The organism is Roseateles sp. P5_E4 (assembly GCF_054049255.1).
Genome location: NZ_JBFUMS010000008.1, coordinates 57,758 through 77,409 on the forward strand (window position 1 = coordinate 57,758; position 19,652 = coordinate 77,409).

Here is a 19,652-nt window from a genome sequence, read left to right on the forward strand (position 1 = left end):
CCAACCCGGCCTGGCCGGTCGGACGGCGCGCCGCAGCTTTGCTGCGGCTTACTTCGTGGGCTCGTCCTTTTTGCCCTTGTTCTCAGGGATGTAGGGGCTCCACGGCTGGGCCTTGACCGGGCCGGGCGTCTTCCACACCACGTTGAACTGGCCGTCACCCTTCACTTCGCCGATGAAGACCGACTTGTGCAGGTGGTGGTTCTTCTCGTCCATCTTGGACGTGATGCCCGAAGGTGCCGTGAAGGTCTGGCCGGCCATGGCGGCGATGACCTTGTCGGTGTCGGTGCTACCGGCCTTCTTGACGGCCTGCGCCCACATGTTGATGCCGATGTAGGTGGCTTCCATCGGGTCGTTGGTCAGCGGCTTGTCCTTGTGGCCGGCGATGCCCTTGGCCTTGGCGTAGTCGCTCCACTTCTTGATGAAGGCGTCGTTGGCGGGCGCCTTGATCGACATGAAGTAGTTCCACGCGGCCAGGTGGCCCTGCAGCGGCTTGGTGTCCACGCCGCGCAGCTCTTCCTCACCGACCGAGAAGGCCACCACCGGCACATCGGTCGCCTTCAGGCCCTGGTTGCCCAGTTCCTTGTAGAAGGGCACGTTGGAGTCGCCGTTGATCGTGGAGATGACCGCCGTCTTCTTGCCTTCGGCGGCGAACTTCTTGATCTTGGCAATGATGCTTTGGTAGTCCGCGTGGCCGAAGGGGGTGTAGTCCTCCATGATGTCGGCTTCGGGGATGCCCTTGCTTTTCAGGAAGGCGCGCAGGATCTTGTTCGTCGTGCGCGGGTAGACATAGTCGGTGCCCAGCAGCACGAAGCGCTTGGCGCCGCCGCCGTCCTTGCTCATCAGGTATTCGACGGCGGGGATGGCCTGCTGGTTGGGCGCGGCACCCGTGTAGAAGACGTTCTTGCTCAGCTCCTCGCCCTCGTACTGCACCGGGTAGAACAGCAGCGCGTTGGTCTGCTCGAAGACCGGCAGCACCGACTTGCGGCTCACCGAGGTCCAGCAGCCGAACACCACGGCGACCTTGTCCTGCGAGATGAGCTGCTTGGCCTTCTCGGCGAACAGCGGCCAGTTGGAGGCCGGGTCAACCACCACCGGCTCCAGCTTCTTGCCGAGCAAGCCGCCCTTGGCGTTGATCTCGTCGATGGCCATCAGCACGGTGTCCTTCAACACGGTCTCGGAAATGGCCATGGTGCCGGACAGCGAGTGCAGCACGCCGACCTTGATGGTGTCGGCAGCAAAGGCGGCGTGGGGGAGCAGGGTGGCAGCGGTGGCCAGTGCAAGAGCGGAACGGCGAAGCATCGGTATTCCTCCAGGTTGGATGTGAGGGTCGGGTAGCCGGAGGGCATGAGCGCAAGCCCCGTGCCAGCTTCGTGCACTTCGTCACACCCGGCGATCGCCCACCGGGTCGCACGTTCACGGCCCATGACAGCCCTGTCGCGGTGCAATTTGCACCGTTGGTGTACTGCAGCATTGGGCTATTGCACGAAAACAGGGCTGGTCATGCCCCGATTTGTGGCTTGCGGGTAGACCCTAGCCAGCCAAGCCGCGCAAGACCTGGGACCGGCTTCGGCTGACCATCAATGCCCGGCCGTCCTTCAGTTCGGCGCTGAGCTGGCCATTGGCCAGGCGCCGGAAGCGCGCCACCGCATCCAGGTTGACGATGCAACCGCGGTGGATGCGCACCCAGCGCTCGGCGTCCAGCCTCTCCTCCAGCCGCGCCAGGGCCAGATGCAGCAAGTGCTCGGCACCGCCGGCGTGCACGGCGACGTAGTCGCCCACTGCCTCGAAGTGGCTGACCTCGGCCACGGCCACCGGCACGATGGCCGCGCCGCTGCGCACGAACAGGCGTGTCAGCGGGCCGCGCCCGAGCAGCTCGGCCAGTCGCTCCAACGCCGGTGGGCAGGGCTCGCCCAGGGCGGCGCGCACACGCTCCAGCGTGGCATTGAGCCGCTCAGCGCCGAAGGGCTTGAGCAGATAGTCCAGCGCGCCCAGCTCGAAGGCCGTGATGGCGTGTTCAGCGTGGGCCGTCGTGAAGATGACCAGTGGCGGCGTGCCGGACGCCGCCAGGCGGCGCAGCACCTCGGTGCCCAGCAAACCCGGCATCTGGATGTCCAGGAAGACCAGCTCGGGCTTCAGGCGCTGGATCTCGGCCAGCGCCGCCGGGCCGTCGGCCGCTTCGCCCACGCAATGCAGCCAGGGCAGGCCGCGTAGCAGATGGCGCAGGCCGGCACGGGCGACGGGCTCGTCGTCGGCGATCAGGGCGGTGACAGCGGCCGTCATGCCTCGTCCTTCACCGGCAGGCGCAGTTCGGCGCGCAGGCCCCGGCCAGGCGCCGTCTGCACCGTCAGTGAAGCGCTGGCGCCGTAGAGCCAACCCAGCCGCTCGCGCAGCCGGCGCAGGCCGGTGCCACCGGCCTCCAGCGCGGCGGGCTCCGCGCCCATGCCGTCATCCGCCGCGGCGATCAGCAGAGTCTCGCCCTCGACGCGTGCAGTGACGCGCACCGTCGTCGCCTCGACCCGCGGCGCGGCACCGTGGCGCACCGCGTTTTCCACCAGCGTCTGCAGCGCGAAGCTCGGCAGCAGCTCGTTCAGCGCCGCGTCCTCGAACTCGGTGACGACACGCAGGCGCTCGCCGAAGCGGATGGCCTCGATGTCCAGGTACAGCTGCACCATCGCCCACTCCTCGCGCAGCGTGACGAACTCGCGCGGGTTGTCGAAGCTCGCGCGCAGCAAGGCCGCGAGTTGCTCGGCCGCGCGCGTGGCGCGTTCGGGGTCCAGCGGGATCAGCTGCACCACCGTGTGCAGCGCGTTGAACAGGAAGTGCGGATGCAGCTGGGCGCGCAGGGCCGCCAGCTGGCTGCGCGCCTGCAGCGCCTCCAGCTGGGCGTTGCGGGCCGCGGCGCGCTGGGCGTAGGCGACGCCGGCGATCATCACGTAGAACCACACGCCGGTGACGAGGTAGGCCGCGATGCCGGGGCCCACCACCAGAACGATGCGGCCCACCCTCACGCTCTCGACGATGCTGTTGGCCAGCACCCAAGCCACGGCGTACAGGGCCGCACCCAGCGCATGCTTGGCGATGAAGGCCAGCCGCATCGGATGCGGCCAGGGCAGGCGAGCGGTGACCCGGTGCACGACGAGGCCGAGCACGGCCGCCGTCGCCATCAGCCGCAGCGAGTAATGCAAGGCCTCGTGAATGCCGGCGCCATGCACGGTCATCATCAGCACCGCGAACAGCGCTGCTACCGGCAGCCAGCCGATCAGCCATTGCACCCAGATCCAGGCTCTGCCCATTCCTGCTCCGCGCCTATCTAACCGCTTTGCGCGACGTGCGCTTGGCGATGATGGTCAGCGTCCCCTCCTCCCAGTTCGCGCCATTGTCCAGCGAGCGGTCCTGGCGCATCTTGAAGCGGTCAGCGGTGATCTCGGTGAAGCGCGTGCGTGTCAGCACCGGCTTGCCCTCGGCGTTCTGACCACTGCCCTCGAGCAGCATTTCACCGCCCTGCCACTGGCCGTTGCTGCTGCCGAAGCGCGCGCGGTAGACGTCCAGGCCGCTGATGAGCCAGCGCCTGGTCTTGGCGTCGAAGATGCGCTGGCTGTAGTTCAGCGACGTCGGGTTGCCCGACGCATCGAAGATGCGCAGCTCGTCATCCAGGCCGTAGCCGTCGAAGGCTTTCCAGGCCTTCCAGCTGCCCACCAGCTTCGGTGCGCCGTGGATCATCGCGGCCAGACCGCCGACCTTGGGTGCAACCTCCAGCTCCCACTGGCCAACGAGGAAGTCGAACTGCGCGGCTTCGGCCGGCGCAGCGGCGGCTGCGGGCACCGCGCCGCCATGCTGGGCATGGGCAATGCCGGTGAAGGCGAGAGCGAGGGACAGGACAAGAGCTTTCATGACGTCTCCAGGTAAGGGATGGCGCAGCATCGCGACGCGCGCGACGCCTGGCGAGGGCCAAATCGCCGAGTGGCACAACGGTGCCGTCCAACGGTGCGCCGCGCGGCCGGCGGCTTCCTACATTGGTCGCCATGGACCCAACTGCACTCATCCACCTGCGCGGCGTCGGCAAGAGCTACCCGCAAGCGGGCGGCGATTTCCAGGCCCTCGCCGCCCTCGACCTCGACATCCACGCCGGCGAGTTTGTCGCCGTGGTCGGCCCTTCGGGCAGTGGCAAGTCGACGCTGCTCAACCTGCTCGCCGGTATCGACCGCGCCGGCTGCGGCGAGCTGAGCGTGGCTGGTCAAGACCTGCGCGCCCTGCCCGAGCGCGCACTGTCCCGCTGGCGCGGCCGCGCCGTCGGCGTCGTCTTCCAGTTCTTCCAGCTGCTGCCCACGCTGACCGCGCTGGAGAACGTCATGCTGCCGATGGACTTCTGCAACCAATGGCCCGCAGCTGAACGACCTGAGCGGGCCCGGGCCTTGCTCGAGCGCCTGGGTGTGGCCGACCAGGCGGACAAGTTCCCGTCTGCCCTTTCAGGCGGCCAGCAGCAGCGCGTGGCCCTGGCCCGGGCGCTGGCCAACGCGCCGGCGCTGATCCTGGCCGACGAGCCGACTGGGAACCTCGACTCCGTCAACGCCGAAGCGCTGCTGGCGCTGCTTGCCGAGCTGGCCCGGGAACAAGGCGTCACCATCGTCATGGTCACGCACGAAGCCGCCGCTCTGGGCCAGGTGCAGCGCAGCCTGCGCCTGCGCGACGGCCGCCTCGTCGAGGACCGCCGTCATGCTTAGGGCACTGAAAAGTTGGCGCGACCTCTGGCAACACCGCGCGCGCAGCCTGCTCGTTGTGCTCGCGGTCGCGCTGGGGCTGACCGCCGCCGGCACCATCCTGAATGCGTGGACCCTGGTCGAACGCGCCACCGACCAGGGCTATAGCGCCAGCCTGCCCGTCTCGGCCACGCTGGTGCTGGACCGGGCCGATGCGCAGGCGCTGGCCCTTGCCAAGGCACAGCCCCAGGTCGTCGCCGCACGGCTGCGGCGCAGCGCGATGGCCGCCGTGCAGGCCAATGGCCGGTCGCGCAATGCCGTCGTCATCGCGCTCGACGACTTTCAGCGCGCCGACATCGGGCGGCTGCAGCTCGACACGCCACCCATCGACGGCGGGCTGTGGATCGAACGCTCGTCGCTGGACTTCTCCGGCGCCAGCGTTGGCGAGCCTGTGTCCCTGCGCGCGGCCGGTGCCGAGACACTGCCGGTCGACATCAGGGGCTTGGTGCGCGACGTCAGCCAGGCGCCCGGCTGGATGGAAAACCTCGTCTACCTGTACGGCACCGCAGCGACGCTGACGCGACTGGGTGCGCCAGCGGGTTTCAACGAATTGCAGTTCCGCATGCGGGACGAGCACGCGACGCGCACCGACGTGCGCGCTGTCGTCGACAGCTTGAAGGCCGCGCTGATCGCCGGTGGCTACGTGGTCAAGAGCGTCGACGTGCCCGAACCCGGCCAGCACATCCACGCTGCGCAGATGGACTCGCTGCTGATGACCCAGGGCGCCTTCGGCCTGCTGGCGCTGCTGGCCTGCGGCTTCCTGGTCGTCAACCTCGTGGCCGCGATGCTGGCCGGGCAGACGCGCGAGATCGCCGTCATGAAGGTGCTGGGCGGCTCGCCTGGCCAGATCGGCGCGATGGTGCTGGCCCAGGCTGGCGCTTTAGGCCTGCTGGCCTCGGCAATCGCACTGCCCTTGGCGCTGTGGCTGGGGCGGCTCTACGGCGGTCTCAAGGCCGAGCTGCTGAACTTTCCGCTCGACGGCATCGCCACACCGGCGTGGGGCGTCACGATGCAGTTGGCCGTCGGGCTCGCGCTGCCGCTGGCCGCCGCCGCGCTGCCGGTGCGTACGGCCCTGCGCCGCCCCGTGGGCGAGGCGCTGCGCGACATCGGCATCACCCGCGAAGGCCGGCCGCTGAGCCTGCAGCGTGGCGCGCTGGCGGCGCGGCTGGTGCCGCTGCTCGGTGGCTGGGCGCGGCCACTGCTGCTGTCAGTGGGCAATGCCTTCCGCCGCCGCCAGCGCATGCTGCTGACCGTGCTGGCCCTGGCCAGCGGCGGCGCGGTGTACCTGGGCGCGGCCAATCTGCGCAGCGCCGTGCGCGGGTCGGTGGACGATCTCTTCGATGCCCAGCGCTTCCAGCTGCAGGTGCGCGTCGCCACGCCTTCACCCGCCACCAAGCTGGAGGCGCTGGCCCAGCAGGTGCCTGGCGTCGCGGCGGCCGAGGCCTGGCGCGGGCTGCGTACCAGCCTCGGTGCCGAGCCGCTGACGCTGCTCGGCGTGCCGTCCGCCGGACGTCTGCTGGCACCGCGGCTGATCGAAGGCCGCTGGCTGGCCGGTGACGGCGAACTCGTCGTCAGCCGCCTGCTGCAGAGGCAGCAACCCTCGCTGATCGTCGGCAGCCACCACCGCATCGCCGAGCGAGACTGGACCGTCGTCGGCCTCGTCGATGCCGGCCCGCAAGCCCTGGCCTACACCTCGCGCGCCACGCTGGACGCGCTGGCCGGCAACGAGCTCGCGACCAGCCTGGTGCTGAAGCTCGATCGCCCGGCCTCGCCCGTCGCCCTGCTCGACGCGGTACAGCAGCTGCGCGCGTCCCTCACCGAGGCCGGCATCGGCGTCGCCGCCAGCCAGTCCCAGGCTGACAACCGCCGCGTCGTGGAGGACCATCTGCTGATGGTCGTGGACTTCCTCGGCGCCATGGGCCTGGTGATGATTGCCGTCGGCGCTATGGGCCTGGCCTCGACGATGGGCCTGGCCGTGCTGGAGCGCCGGCGCGAGATCGGTGTGCTTCGGGCCATCGGTGCACGCGATGGCGCCATCCTGGCAATGGTGCAGGTCGAGGGCCTGACCCTGGTCGTGCTGGCCTGGCTGACGTCGCTGCCCCTGGCCCTGCCCATCAGCGCCCTGCTCGAGGTGGCCTTCGGCCGCATCATGTTCAGCGTGCCATGGCGCTTGCTGCCGAGCCCGGCCACGGCGTTCGGCTGGCTCGGATTGATGGCGCTGATCTCGCTGATTGCCTGCGCGCTGCCCGCACGCCGCGCGTTGCGCATTCCCGCTGCGCAGGCGCTTGCCTACGCCTGAGTCACGGTAAGCCCCAATCGCCATTTGAAGCACTTCTCAAGACAATCGCGGCCTCCCGGCAGGTGGCGATCTCCTTGAGTCACACAACATTACAGAAGTCGTACGAAACGCAAGGTTGGCGCTGCCGGGCGGCCCGCAAGATGCGGCGCATGTTGGCGTTGGCGGTGTTGCCCTGGAGTTGCGCGGCCATGGCGGCTGGGCCTGCTTCGACCTCGCCTGCGCCCGAAGGCAGCGGCGAGCTCAACGTGCTGCACTGGTGGACGTCTGCCAGCGAACGCGCCGCGGCCAACCACGTCGCCGCACGCATGGCCGAGAACGGCCTGAAGTGGGTGGACGGTGCCGTGGCCGGCGGCGGCGGCGGTCCGGCCATCAAGGTGCTGAACGAACGCATCCTGCGCCGCATGGCGCCCAAGGTGGCGCAGCTCAACGGCGCGTCCATGAACGAATGGGCCGACATGGGCCTGCTGCTCGAACTCGACGGTGTCGCCGCGAAGCGCAACTGGTCCAAGGTCATGTTCCCGCAGGTCATGGCCCAGGTGACGGTGCGCGGGCACATCGTCGCGGCACCGTTGGGCATCCAGCGCATCAACAACCTCTACCTGAACAAGGCGTTGCTGAAGCGCCATGGCATCGAGCCGCCCAATGACTGGGACGGCCTGGAGCGCGCCGCCGTCAAGCTGCGCGCCGTCGGCGTCACGCCGGTCGCCTTCAGCGATGAGCCCTGGCAGGTGGCCACCATCTTCGAGGCCATGCTGCTCAGCGAGGCCGGCCCGGCGCTGTACCGCCGCATGCTGGAGCAACGCGACCTCAGCGCTTTCGACGACCCCGCGTTGGAGCGCGCCCTCAAGCGCCTGCGCAACTGGCGCAACCTCGCGCTGCCGGCCAGTGGTGTGGCGCCCGGCGAGCGACCCTGGACCGACGTCGTTGCCGACTTCGCCAATGAGCGCGCGGCCATGATGATCATGGGCGACTGGGCTCGCGGCGAGTTGGGCGCCATGGGGCTGGAAGGTGAGCGCGACTTCAGCTGCAAGGCCGTGCCCGGCACCGCCCAGGCCCATCTCTACAGCATCGACACCCTGGCCATGCTGGCCGGCAATGGCGGCAGCCAGGCCGACCAGGAGAAGATGGCCGAGCTGCTCGGCAGCGCCACGCTGCAACTGGGCTACAACCGCATCAAGGGCTCCATCCCCGTGCGCCGCGACGTGCCGGTGGACGAGCTGGACCCCTGCGCGCAAGCCTCCTTCCATCTCTTCGCCAACCCCAACACGCCGCGCGTGCCGAGCCTCGTGCACCGCATGGCCTTTGGCGAGGTCGGCAAGAACGCCATCATCGAAACCGTCCACCGCTTTGCGCTGGACCCGAGCCAGACGCCCGCCGCCGCACAGCGCAAGCTGCAGGGCCTGCTGCGCGCACTCGCTCCCAAGAAAGCTGTCCCATGACCCCGCGCAAGATCCTGATCGTCGACGACGATCAAAAAATCCGCAGCCTGTTGAAAACCTATCTCGAGAAAAACCAGTACGAGGTGCTGCTGGCCCACGATGGCGCCAGCTTCATGGCCGAGTTCGAACGCCACCGCGACGAAATCAGCCTGTGCATCCTGGACGTGATGCTGCCCGACACCGAGGGCTTCACGCTGTGCCAGTCGGTGCGCCGCCGCTCCGAGGTGCCCGTCATCATGCTGACCGCCAGCGCCGACGAAACCGACCGTATCGTCGGCCTGGAGCTGGGCGCCGACGACTACCTCGGCAAGCCCTTCAACCCGCGCGAGCTGCTGGCGCGCATCAAGGCCATCACGCGCCGCACCGGCCAGGAGAAGGCCAAGGAGCCGCGCTACTACGCCTTCAACGGCTTCACGCTGGACCTGCTGGAGCGCAGCCTCATCGACCCCGACGGCACGGCCACGGCGCTGTCGGGCATGGACTTCCAGCTGCTCAAGCTGCTGGTGGAACACCCGGGCGAGGTGCTGGACCGCAGCCGCCTGGCCGAGGTCACGCGCGGCCGCGACCTGGGGCCGCTGGACCGGTCGCTGGACGTGCAGGTCAGCCGCCTGCGCCAGCGCCTGCAGGACGATGGCAAGCAGCCGGCGCTGATCAAGACCGTGCGCGGCTCGGGCTACGTTTTCTCAACGACGGTGACGCCAAGGCATGCCCTCGGAGGTTGAGGACGCAGGGCCGCCCGTACCGGCGCGCCGCTGGTGGCAGCGCGCCAGCAGCTTTCTGTTCGACAGCCTGCAGGGGCGCTTCGTGCTCGCCATGCTGGGCGGCCTGGCTCTTGTGCAGTTGGTCGTCAACCTGCTCTGGTACAGCCAGATCGAGCAGCGGGTGCGGCGCCAGACCGAGCTGGCCGCGCATCACGTCGCCAGCGGTGCAATAGGTGCCGTACGTGCGCTGCGTGAGCTGCCGGCGGCCTATCGCCCCCTGCTCATCGAACAGTTGCGCACGATGGGCGGCACACGCTTCCTCGTCTTCTTCAACGGCGCCGCGGTCAGTGTTGAGCCCCTTCCCAGCCAGCCGATGGCGCACATGTTGGAGCAACAGGTCACACAGGAACTGACCGCCCAGTTGCCCAAGGGCACGCCGCTGCGCGTGGCGCTGGCCTCGCCCATCGGCCTGGCCGTGTCGCCCAGCGGCGCGCTGCTGAGCGACTTGCCGGAGAGCTGGGTCGAGCCCTCGTTGATTGCCGCCGAGCGGCCCGCGCCCTTTCTCGTCATCCAGGCCGAGACCGAGCCGGGCGTGTGGCTCTACCTGAGCAGCACCCTGCCCGATCCCTACTTCCTGGAGCAGCTGGAGTTCTTCACCTGGCAGCGCCTGACGCCGCAACTGCTGGCCCTGGGCCTGGCCGTGCTGCTGACGTTGATCGCCGTACGCGCCATCACGCGGCCGCTGGCGGGCCTGAGCCAGGCGGCGGCGCGCGTGGGCCGGCGCGTGGCGCCCAAGCCATTGCGTGTCAGCGGCACGCAGGAGGTGCGCCAGGCCATCGAGGCCTTCAACGACATGCAGGAGCGCATCCGCCGCTACATCGGCGACCGCGAGCGGCTGTTCGCGTCCATCTCGCACGACCTGCGCACGCCGATCACGCGGCTGCGCCTGCGCAGCGAGCTGCTGGACGACACCGCCGTGCAGGACGAGTTCCATGAGGACCTCGACGAGCTGGACATGATGGTGAAAACGGCGCTGCAGATCGTCAAGGACACCGACATCCACGAGAACCGCGCGCCGCTGCGCATCGACCTCGTGCTGCAGAAGATGGTGCGCGACGCGCGCATGGGCGGGCACAAGATCGAGCTGCAGAACGAGGCGCTGACGGTATTCGGCAAGCCGCTGGCGCTCAAGCGGGCCATCGGCAATTTGCTGGACAACGCGATGTTCTACGGCGAAAGCCAGCAGCTGCCGGTGGAGGTCAGCGTGTGCAGCGACGAGGACGGCCTCGTGCTCGTGACCGTGCGCGACCATGGCCCCGGTGTGCCGGAGAGCGCGCTGGCGCGGCTGGGCCAGCCCTACACGCGGCTGGAGCATGGCGCCGCGATGCGCAAGGAGGGCTTGGGCTTGGGCCTGTCCATCGTGCGCGAGATTGTGGCGGACCATGGCGGCACGGTCGGGTTTCGTAATCACCCGGCCGGCGGATTTGAAGTCCGGGTTGCCCTACCCGCAGGCTGAGCAATGGCGCCTCCCAAACACATCGCCATCGTCGGCGGCGGCACGGCCGGCTGGATGACGGCCAACCTGCTGCGGCACCGCTGGGCGCGGCTCGGCGTTGACGTCACGCTGATCGAGTCGGCCGACATTGGCACCATCGGCGTCGGCGAGGGTTCGACGCCCTTTTTGCGCCACTTCTTCCGCACGCTGGGCATTGAAGAACGCGACTGGATGCCGGCCTGTGACGCGACCTTCAAGAGCAGCATCCGCTTCCCCGGCTGGAGCACCGTTGCGGGCTACGAGAGCTACGTTCATCCTTTCTTCAGTGAAGCGGACCGTGAGCTGGGCAATCTCTTCTTCACCAACGCCTGTCTGCGTCGGCGTGGCCAGGCGGCCGATGCCAACCCGCGGGACTTCTTTCTCGCCGCAGAGTTGGCCCGGCAGCGAAGAGCGCCGCTCGGCACGGATTACGCCTATCACTTCGACGCTGGCAAGCTCGGCGCCTTCCTGCGCACGCACGCGGTGGGCCTCGGTGTGCGCCACATCGTCGACACGGTGACGCGCGTGGAACAGCGCGAGAACGGCGACATCGCGGCTGTGCACATGAAGAGCGGCGCGCGCGTCGATGCGGACCTCTTTGTTGATTGCAGCGGCTTCAAAGGCCTGCTGATCACCGAGACGCTCGGCGAGCCTTTCCTTCCCTATCGCGACAACCTCTTCAACGACCGCGCCATCGCCATCCCGACACCGCTGGTCGATGGCGAAGACATCCCCTGCGAAACCGTCTCGACCGCCCTGCGCCACGGCTGGGCCTGGCAGATCCCGCTGACGACGCGCTATGGCAATGGCTATGTCTACAGCTCTGACTTCGTCAGCGATGACGAGGCCGAGCGCGAGTTGCGCGAGGTCCTCGGCGCCGCGGCCGAAGGCGCCACCGCGCGACGCCTGCGCATGCGCGTTGGCTGCGTGAAGCAGCACTGGCGCCAGAACTGCGTCGCCATCGGCCTGGCCCAGGGCTTCATCGAACCGCTGGAAGCGACGGCGCTGATGCTGATCCAGCTCAGCGTGGAGCAGTTCATCGCAGCCATGGAAGGTGGCGAATTCGAGCGCCGACAACAGGACGCGTTCAATCGCCGCGTCAGCGAGATGTTCGAGGGCGTGCGCGACTACGTCGTCGCCCACTACCAGCTCAACACGCGTCGCGACACCGACTACTGGCGTGCCAACCGCGCCAACAAGAACATCTCCGACCGGCTCGCCAGCCTGCTCGACGTCTGGGACCGCGGCGGCGACTTCGAGGCCGAGCTGGAGCGCCACGGCGCGAAGCTGATGTATCTGCGCCCGTCCTGGTACTGCCTGTTCGCCGGCATGGGCCGCTTCCCGGCTGAGCTGCGCGCGGCGCCTCAGGCCGTCACGGCCGCGGTCGCAAGACAAAGCCTGGCCAACATGGCTCGGGCGTTCCGCTCACACCATCGCTGCTTGATGGGCGAATGAGCCATCTGCACCAGCTTGCCGTGTCAGTCGCGTCGAGGTCACCTCCACTCGCCAATTCCGGTGTTGACCGACGTTCGCTCCAGGCTGGTTGCAGTCTTTCGCCGCGACGCCCAGGTTGGCCGCTCAGCTCCCGAGCTTCCTTTCAAACGACCGACCGGGACGCTCTGAAGCGGGTGGTCACGGCACCCTGAGCCGCCGCCTCATAAAGAACTTTCCGGAGTTCGTCTCGCTGACCGCAACTATTTTGGTCAATTGATTAACCGCCCCATCAAATTGATTAACCGGTGAATTAACGCGCGTAGTTGGAGGAGTCATATGCCGCAGGGCGAATCCATTCATTTCTCCAGCGGACCTTGCTGCTGACGATGACCCTGCTTTGACGCGGGGTTGATCGATGAGCCCGCAAACCACCCATGTGCACAGCCGCCACAACCGAATTGAAGGTTCTCACTTAGCCATGCGCCTCGCCAGACTGCTTCAACACACCGCTCTTTGCTGCGCAGCCATCACGTGTGCCGCCGCTCCGGCCGCCGGACTGGCACCAGGCGCCAACCCCGTGCTGCGCGACCGCTTCACCGCCGACCCCGCACCGCTGGTGGTGGGCGACACGGCCTACCTCTACGTGGGTCGCGACGAGGCCAAGGGCAACGACTTCTTCCTGATGAAGGAGTGGCTGGCCTACTCGTCCAAGGACCTGCGCCAGTGGACCGCCCACGGCACCATCATGAAGCCCACCGATTTCAAGTGGGCGGTGAGCGATGCCTGGGCCGCGCAGGTGGTGCAGCGCAATGGCCGCTTCTACTTTTACGCCACCGTGCAGCACAACGACACGCAGCCGGGCAAGGCCATCGGCGTGGCGGTGGCCGACAACCCGCTGGGCCCGTTCAAGGATGCACGCGGCACGGCGTTGATCACGGATGCGTCCACGCCCAGCCCCTACGGCTGGAGCGACATCGACCCCACCGTCTTCATCGACGACGACGGCACCGCCTGGCTGGCCTGGGGCAACCCGGTGCTCTACCTGGCCAAGCTCAAGGCCAACATGACCGAGCTGGACGGCCCCATCGAGAAGATCTCGGTGCCCAACTACACCGAAGGGCCGTGGCTGTCCAAGCGCAAGGGCACGTACTACCTGACCTACGCATCCATGGCGCAGCAGGGTCTCTTTGAGCATCTGTCTTATGCCACCGCGCCGAGCCCACGCGGCCCTTGGACCTACCAGGGCCTGCTGACCGGCGCCGTGCCCAACAGCTTCACCATCCATGCCGGCGTCATCGACGACTTCAAGGGCCAGTCCTATCTCGTTTATCACAATGCCGGGCTGACCCTGAACGGCGAGACCGGCGCCACCTCCCGCCGCTCGGTCGCGATGGAGTACCTCTACTACGACGCCGACGGCCGCATGTGGCCGATCACGCAGACGGAAGCCGGCATCAGCAAGCCGCCCCAGCCGCCCAAGGGCAAGGTGCCGGCGCTGACGGACCCGGGCCGCTCCGACCCGCGCGTGGCCGTCCAGCAGTTCGCCCAGGGCTATCCCGAAACCTGGCCTGGCAGCCCGGCGCTGGCCTCCGTCACCCGGCCTTTCGAGCAGACACCCGAGCCCATCGGCTTCAACCGCGACGGCGGCGCCAGCCGCCTGGTGCAGACCTTCGTGCCGCGCGCCGACATCCCACTAGGCCGGCTCAGCCTGTACGCCGGTGACGGCCACGGCACGGACGCCACGCGCAGCTTGCGCCTGTCGTTGCGCGACGTGGAGGCCGGCACCGAACTGCTCGGCGCGGGCGAGGGCCTGGCCATTGCCTACCGGCCGCAAGGGGCCGGGCTGCTGAGCTTCGACTTCAGCGCCCATCCGCCTGTCGTGCTGAAGTCCGGTCGTCGCTACGCGCTGACGCTGCAGGGCCAGAAGGACGCGGTGACGATCAACCTCCGCGCCAGCCGCAGCGATGTCTACGCCGACGGCGAGGCGACCCTTGATGACCGGCCGCTGAAGGACAAGGAAAGCGGCCGCCCTGCGGACTTCGCGTTCGCGCTGTATGCGCGGTAGGCGCGCTGAAACGGACTCAGGCCGGGCGGCAAGTCGCCTTGACCGACGCGACTCCAAATGACTGATCCGGACAAAACATGGACAAACACGCTGACGACCTGAGCCGCCCTTGCGCCGCCTCTCTCACCCGCCTCATGAACCGCCCGGTTCTTTGGCTCGTGATGGCCCTCGTGCTCTGCGTCGCGTCTCAGGCCGTTCCGGCGGCACAGGCAGCTCCTGCTCACAACCCGCTGATCTGGGCCGACGTTCCGGACATCGCCATCATCCGTGTAGGCAAGACCTACTACATGAGCAGCACGACGATGCACATGAGCCCGGGCCTGCCGATCATGAAGTCGACGGACTTGGTCAACTGGCGCATGGCTTCCTACGCCTATGAAACGCTGGCCGACAACGAAGCCCTCCGCCTCGACAACGGCAAGGACGCCTACGCGGCCGGCTCCTGGGCCCCCAGCCTGCGTTACCACGACGGCGTGTTCTATGCCTCGACCTTTTCGTACACCAGCGGACGCACCCACATCTACACCACGCGCGATCCAGAGCGCGGCCCGTGGAAGGAGACGAGTTTCGAACCCGTGCTGCATGACCACAGCCTGTTCTTCGACGATGACGGTCGCGTCTACATGGTTTACGGAGGCGGGCGCATCACGCTCGTCGAGCTGAAATCCGATCTCTCCGGCATCAAGCCCGGCGGCGTGAACAAGGTTCTCATCGAGAACGTCAACACCGTCTTCGGCACCGACCTGGGCGGGCTCAATGGCGAGGGTTCGCATCTTTCCAAGATCAACGGCCGCTACTACCTCTTCAACATCGCCTCGCCCGCAAGCCGCTGGGCGCCCACCGTCATCGTCCACCGCGCCGACAGCATCGACGGGCCCTACGAGGGTCGCATCGTGCTCGATGACCGTGGTATCGCCCAGGGCGGCCTCATCGACACGCCCGACGGCAAGTGGTACGCCTATCTCTTCAAGGGCAACGGCGCCGTCGGTCGCATTCCCTACCTCGTGCCCGTGACCTGGAAGGACGGCTGGCCCGCGCTCGGCGAAAACGGCAAGGTGCCCATGACGCTCGACATCCCGGCCGGCGCACAAGGCGTCTCCGGCGCCTCCGGCATCGTCGCCTCCGACGAATTCAACCGCCAGCCCGGCGACCCTGCCCTGCCCCTGGCCTGGCAATGGAATCACAACCCGAGGCCCAATGACTGGTCGCTCACCAAGCGCGCGGGCCATCTGAGCCTCGTCACCAGCCGGGTCGTTGCCACGTTGCCGGAGGCCACGAACACCCTCACCCAGCGCACCTTTGGCCCTGCCAGTTCCGCCACGACAAGCATCGATGTGAGCGGCATGAAAGACGGCGATGTGGCCGGCCTCACGGTCTTCCAGAAACAGTACGGTTTTGTCGGCGTCAAGATGACCGGTGGCGTCAGATCGCTCGTCATGGTGAGCGCCGATTCCGACAAGCCCGAGGAGATCGCCGCCATTCCCCTCGCTGGCAAAACCGTTCACCTCAAGGTCGAAAGCGAATTTGAGCCCGCGCCCGAACTCGCCCGCTTCTCCTACAGCCTCGACGGCAAATCCTGGACTGCCATCGGACGTCCCTCGCGCCTGACCTATTCCTACCCAAAGCACTTCATGGGCTATCGCTACGGCCTCTTCTTCTATTCGACCAAGACCGCCGGCGGCCGTGTGGACTTTGACTACTACCGCATCGGACCCACCGGCGACTCCCGCTGATCTTCGCCGTGCGCCTCACCCACAACACATTCCAGCAGCCGCAGGCCGTCGTGCCGGCACCGTTCTCCGCGAAGCACGGCCCGCAAGGCCCCTGGTGCTGGAGCTGCTACCCCAATCCCTCGGAGTTGTCGGGATGTAAGCCCATGTACTGAGCTGCGTCCTTCCATAACGCTCGAGTCCGGAGGAGACAACCGGCCGAGCACTTTCAACCTTGAAAGGTAGAACCATGAGAACCTTGATACCCGCACTGCTGCTTGCCTTCGGAGCAAGCGCAGGCACCCTCGCGCAGGCGCAAAGCTGCGGCAGCGGCGGCGGCGCCACCGTCTGCCTGAGCGCCAGCGGCTCGGCCAACGACAACCAGCTCACCTGGACCGTGAGTGGCAACGTCTCGCGCCTGGAGGTCTACCGCGACACCGACGCCGACCCCGCCGGCCGCACCCGCATCGCCGTGCCAGCCACCAGCGCCAGGACCTACGCCGACGGCTCGGCCAACACCGGCACGCCGTACTGGTACTGGGTCAAGTTCACGACCAGCGCCGGCAGCTACAACTCCGGCTCGGCCAGCGCCACACGCGGCAGCAGCTGCGCGCCGACAGCCATCACGCCCTACATCAGCGCCAATGGCTCCTGGACGCAGACGTCCTCAGCCACGGTCACCGCAGGCAACTCGGCCATCCTCGGCCCGCAGCCCGTGACCGGCGGCTCGTGGGGCTGGAGCGGCTGCGGTACGTCGGGTTCGGCACGCCAGCAGACCATCACGCCCACTGCCAGCTGCACGGCCACCGCCACCTATACCAACACCTGCGGCGCCAAGACCACCCAGGCGTTCGCGATCACCGTGCCCAGCGCGCAGACCCAAGTCTTTCCGAATCCCGGTATCAACCTGGGAAACACCCTCGAAGCATTCTGGCCAGGAGCGGCGGCGCCCACCAAGGCACTGATCGACTCCATCAGGGATAGGGGGTTCAAGACCCTGCGCATACCCGTTGCGTGGGATTTTCATTCCACCAACGGAACGATCGATCCCGCGTTCATGGCCCAGGTCAAGCAGACGGTCGACTGGGCCCTCGCCGACGGCCTGTACGTCATCATCAACGACCACTATGACCTTGGCTGGTTCGAACGCAACGGCTTCAATTCCTACGACCCTGCGATCAATGCCAAGTTGATCAACATGTGGACCCAGGTTGCGAATACTTTCAAATGGTATGACAGCGACAAATTGGCCTTCGCTGTCGCCAACGAACCTGACGCGCCAACCCAGGCCAAGACCGATGTGCTCTACAAATACCAGCAGAATTGGATTACCGCGATGCGCGCCAATGGCGGCGGCAATGCGGTTCGCTGGCTGATCGTCCAAGGGCCGAACACCAATATCGATAACACGATCAACTTTGGAAAGAATCTACCTTCGGATCCGGCGAATAAGCGGATGGTCGAAGTGCACTTTTATGATCCCTTCGACTTCACATTGATGGAAACAGATGAGTCGTGGGGGACTTGGAGTGCCTTCTGGGGAAGTTATAACGTGAGCAATCAGTTTACGAATCGCAATGTCAAGGGGGGATATAACGAAAGCTCCATTGATGCTCAGCTCGCCAAGATGAAGTATTTCACGGACCGGGGCATCCCCGTGCTGATCGGCGAATATCGCGCGGGGGTGAAGCCGGCGAGCCTCGGCCTGACCGGCTCATACAAGGACCAGAATTACCGGGCAGCCACGCACTGGAACAAGTATGTGCAGAACAAGATCGCCAGCCTTGGGTTCAGTGGCACCGGCTGGGTAACCCAACACGACATTTTCCACGAGACGACCGGTGAAGTCCTGGACTGGAACCTGCTTGGCTCCATGCTTGGCACTTCCGATATTGCTCCGATTCCGGGTCTGTAATTCCCTGGGAGTTTGTCCGAAGGTCCGCCGCATGGCGGACCTTCTTTTGAATTCCTTGGCCGATTCCGGACGTATCTACGACAGCGGGAACGGCCGCGGTTTCCTCTACAGCAACTGAGCCAATGGTTCGGCGGCCTGGCGTCCAGCTTCTGGCGCCGGGCCTGCCGCCCTCTCTTCCGAAGTCCTCCGAAATCCTCCAATGAACACATCCCTGTCCCTGCCCCGAAGCGTTATCAGCCTCGCGGCGACGCTCCTTTCACTTGGCCTGTGCACCGCGACCCCTGCGGCCACTCCCGCCGCTCGCGTGGTGACGCTGGACCGCGCTGCTGCGACCCAGCCCATGGACCGCTTCTTCGATCTCTCGGTCGGCGCGGACTACCCGGGCACCACCGGCCGCCCCGAAAACCTCGCCCAGCTCAAGACGGCTGCGGACGAGCTGGGCTTTCGCTATGTGCGCTTCCACGACATCTTTCACGACGTCTACGGCACGGTGAAGAAGGACGGCGACAAGCTGGTGTTCGACTGGACCGGCATCGACAAGCTGTACGACGGCATGCTGGCCAGTGGCGTCAAGCCCTTCATCGAGCTGGGCTTCACGCCCGCCGTGATGAAGACCTCCGACCTGAAGATCTTCTACTGGAAGGGCAACACCTCGCACCCGCAACCGGGGCCCTGGACCGAGCTGATCGACGCGTTCGCGCGCCACCTCATCCAGCGCTATGGCATCGAAGAGGTGCGCAAGTGGCCGTTCGAAGTGTGGAACGAGCCCAACCTCGACGGCTTCTGGGAAAAGGCCGACCAGAAGGCCTATTTCGAGCTGTACGCCAACACCGCGCGCACGCTCAAGAAGGTGGACGCCCAACTGAAGGTGGGCGGCCCCGCGACGGCCGGCGCTTTCTGGGTGCCCGAGTTGCTGGCTTATGCCAAGCAGGAAGGCGTGCCGGTCGACTTCGTCACCACCCATACCTACGGCGTCACGGAAGGCTACCTCGACGAGTTCGGCAAGTCGGACCGCATCCTGGACCCCAACCCCGACGCCATCGTCGGCGACGTGCGCCGCAATCGCAAAGAGATCGAAGCCTCGCCGTTCCCCGGTATTCCGCTGTACCTCACCGAGTGGAGCACCAGCTACAACCCGTACGACAAGGTGCACGACAGCTACATCAGCGCACCGTGGATCCTGACCAAGCTGCGCGCCACGCGAGGCTATGCGCAGGCGATGAGCTACTGGACCTACAGCGACCTGTTCGAGGAGCCGGGCCCGCCGCCCCGCGCCTTCCATGGCGGCTTCGGCCTGATGACTCGCGATGGCCTGCGCAAGACGACCTGGTTCGCCTACAAGTACCTCAACGCGCTACGCGGCAATGAGATCCCGAGCGCGGACGACAAGGTGCTGGCTGCGGTCGATGGCGACAAGACCGCCGTCGTGGCATGGGACTGGCAGCATCCTGATCAAAAGAGCACCGCTAACGGCGTGTTCTTCGCCAAGCCGGTGCCCAACGGCCCGGCGCCAGCGCTCAAGCTCGCGCTGCGAAACCTGAAGCCGGGCGCCTATCGGCTCGAGCTGCGTCGCGCCGGCTACAAGGCCAACGACGCCTACACCGCTTACCTTGAGATGGGTTCGCCCATCAACCTCGATGCGGCGCAGCTTGCCAAGCTGCAGTCACTGACCCGCGACCTTCCCGAAATAAAGCGCACCGTCAACATCGGCAAGGACGGCCTGCTGAACTTCACCGTGCCCATGCGCAGCAACGACATCACCTTGCTGACGCTGGACCCGGTCAAGCGCTGAAACGCAG

14 protein-coding genes are annotated in these 19,652 nt (G+C 66.9%); 10 read left to right on the forward strand and 4 right to left on the reverse strand.

The features are described 5' to 3' along the window. Positions 1-48: 48 nt before the first annotated feature. From urtA to ACXJLH_RS16475, 4 genes are all read right to left on the reverse strand, one after another. Entirely contained in the window at positions 49-1,299 is a 1,251-nt protein-coding gene (gene urtA, locus ACXJLH_RS16460; RefSeq protein WP_056203781.1) for an urea ABC transporter substrate-binding protein, read from the reverse strand. A 231-nt stretch (positions 1,300-1,530) separates the two neighbouring features. Continuing rightward, a complete protein-coding gene (locus ACXJLH_RS16465) occupies positions 1,531-2,280 on the reverse strand; it encodes a LytR/AlgR family response regulator transcription factor (protein WP_457353646.1) in 750 nt (249 codons plus the stop codon). After that, a complete protein-coding gene (locus tag ACXJLH_RS16470) occupies positions 2,277-3,293 on the reverse strand; it encodes a sensor histidine kinase (RefSeq protein WP_457445302.1) in 1,017 nt (338 codons plus the stop codon). The genes ACXJLH_RS16465 and ACXJLH_RS16470 overlap by 4 nt, the downstream gene beginning before the upstream one ends. A 13-nt stretch (positions 3,294-3,306) precedes the next feature. Next, positions 3,307-3,891, reverse strand: a complete 585-nt coding sequence (locus ACXJLH_RS16475; protein WP_457445304.1) for a hypothetical protein — start codon at positions 3,889-3,891, stop codon at positions 3,307-3,309. 131 nt (positions 3,892-4,022) lie between these two features. On the opposite strand from ACXJLH_RS16475, the gene ACXJLH_RS16480 reads away from it, so the two are divergent. The 10 genes from ACXJLH_RS16480 (at position 4,023) to ACXJLH_RS16525 (ending at position 19,645) form a co-directional block, all read left to right on the forward strand. Next, on the forward strand, positions 4,023-4,721 hold the full coding sequence (locus tag ACXJLH_RS16480) for an ABC transporter ATP-binding protein (RefSeq protein ID WP_457445306.1): 699 nt from the start codon (positions 4,023-4,025) through the stop codon (positions 4,719-4,721). Continuing rightward, positions 4,714-7,056 carry an ABC transporter permease gene (locus ACXJLH_RS16485; protein WP_457445308.1) on the forward strand — a complete coding sequence of 781 codons (2,343 nt, stop codon included), beginning with the start codon at positions 4,714-4,716 and terminating at the stop codon, positions 7,054-7,056. Before ACXJLH_RS16480 ends, ACXJLH_RS16485 begins: the two co-directional genes overlap by 8 nt. A 149-nt stretch (positions 7,057-7,205) precedes the next feature. Next, positions 7,206-8,495 (forward strand): ABC transporter substrate-binding protein, encoded by a 1,290-nt coding sequence (locus tag ACXJLH_RS16490; protein ID WP_457445310.1) that lies wholly within the window; start codon positions 7,206-7,208, stop codon positions 8,493-8,495. Next, positions 8,492-9,217, forward strand: coding sequence for a response regulator (locus tag ACXJLH_RS16495; RefSeq protein WP_056203803.1), 726 nt, complete (start codon positions 8,492-8,494; stop codon positions 9,215-9,217). Before ACXJLH_RS16490 ends, ACXJLH_RS16495 begins: the two co-directional genes overlap by 4 nt. After that, positions 9,201-10,712, forward strand: coding sequence for an ATP-binding protein (locus ACXJLH_RS16500; RefSeq protein ID WP_457445312.1), 1,512 nt, complete (start codon positions 9,201-9,203; stop codon positions 10,710-10,712). Before ACXJLH_RS16495 ends, ACXJLH_RS16500 begins: the two co-directional genes overlap by 17 nt. Before the next feature lie 3 nt (positions 10,713-10,715). Beyond that, a complete protein-coding gene (locus ACXJLH_RS16505) occupies positions 10,716-12,185 on the forward strand; it encodes a tryptophan halogenase family protein (protein ID WP_457445314.1) in 1,470 nt (489 codons plus the stop codon). Positions 12,186-12,642: 457 nt separating this feature from the next. Continuing rightward, positions 12,643-14,229: a glycoside hydrolase family 43 protein gene (locus tag ACXJLH_RS16510; RefSeq protein WP_457445316.1), complete on the forward strand. Its 1,587-nt coding sequence runs from the start codon at positions 12,643-12,645 to the stop codon at positions 14,227-14,229. Positions 14,230-14,306: 77 nt separating this feature from the next. Then, positions 14,307-15,962, forward strand: coding sequence for a glycoside hydrolase family 43 protein (locus tag ACXJLH_RS16515; protein ID WP_457445318.1), 1,656 nt, complete (start codon positions 14,307-14,309; stop codon positions 15,960-15,962). A 226-nt stretch (positions 15,963-16,188) separates the two neighbouring features. Next, positions 16,189-17,853, forward strand: a complete 1,665-nt coding sequence (locus ACXJLH_RS16520; protein WP_457445319.1) for a cellulase family glycosylhydrolase — start codon at positions 16,189-16,191, stop codon at positions 17,851-17,853. Between the two features lie 199 nt (positions 17,854-18,052). After that, positions 18,053-19,645 (forward strand): GH39 family glycosyl hydrolase, encoded by a 1,593-nt coding sequence (locus ACXJLH_RS16525; protein WP_457445321.1) that lies wholly within the window; start codon positions 18,053-18,055, stop codon positions 19,643-19,645. Positions 19,646-19,652: the final 7 nt, after the last annotated feature.

Bases quoted from the DNA above. Each gene is read 5' to 3' on its own strand.
- ACXJLH_RS16515 (WP_457445318.1), top strand. From the start codon at position 14,307: ATGGACAAACACGCTGACGACCTGAGCCGCCCTTGCGCCGCCTCTCTC.
- urtA (WP_056203781.1), bottom strand. From the start codon at position 1,299: ATGCTTCGCCGTTCCGCTCTTGCACTGGCCACCGCTGCCACCCTGCTC.
- ACXJLH_RS16520 (WP_457445319.1), top strand. From the start codon at position 16,189: ATGAGAACCTTGATACCCGCACTGCTGCTTGCCTTCGGAGCAAGCGCA.
- ACXJLH_RS16480 (WP_457445306.1), top strand. From the start codon at position 4,023: ATGGACCCAACTGCACTCATCCACCTGCGCGGCGTCGGCAAGAGCTAC.
- ACXJLH_RS16465 (WP_457353646.1), bottom strand. From the start codon at position 2,280: ATGACGGCCGCTGTCACCGCCCTGATCGCCGACGACGAGCCCGTCGCC.
- ACXJLH_RS16475 (WP_457445304.1), bottom strand. From the start codon at position 3,891: ATGAAAGCTCTTGTCCTGTCCCTCGCTCTCGCCTTCACCGGCATTGCC.
- ACXJLH_RS16500 (WP_457445312.1), top strand. From the start codon at position 9,201: ATGCCCTCGGAGGTTGAGGACGCAGGGCCGCCCGTACCGGCGCGCCGC.
- ACXJLH_RS16470 (WP_457445302.1), bottom strand. From the start codon at position 3,293: ATGGGCAGAGCCTGGATCTGGGTGCAATGGCTGATCGGCTGGCTGCCG.
- ACXJLH_RS16490 (WP_457445310.1), top strand. From the start codon at position 7,206: ATGTTGGCGTTGGCGGTGTTGCCCTGGAGTTGCGCGGCCATGGCGGCT.
- ACXJLH_RS16525 (WP_457445321.1), top strand. From the start codon at position 18,053: ATGAACACATCCCTGTCCCTGCCCCGAAGCGTTATCAGCCTCGCGGCG.
- ACXJLH_RS16505 (WP_457445314.1), top strand. From the start codon at position 10,716: ATGGCGCCTCCCAAACACATCGCCATCGTCGGCGGCGGCACGGCCGGC.
- ACXJLH_RS16510 (WP_457445316.1), top strand. From the start codon at position 12,643: ATGCGCCTCGCCAGACTGCTTCAACACACCGCTCTTTGCTGCGCAGCC.
- ACXJLH_RS16495 (WP_056203803.1), top strand. From the start codon at position 8,492: ATGACCCCGCGCAAGATCCTGATCGTCGACGACGATCAAAAAATCCGC.
- ACXJLH_RS16485 (WP_457445308.1), top strand. From the start codon at position 4,714: ATGCTTAGGGCACTGAAAAGTTGGCGCGACCTCTGGCAACACCGCGCG.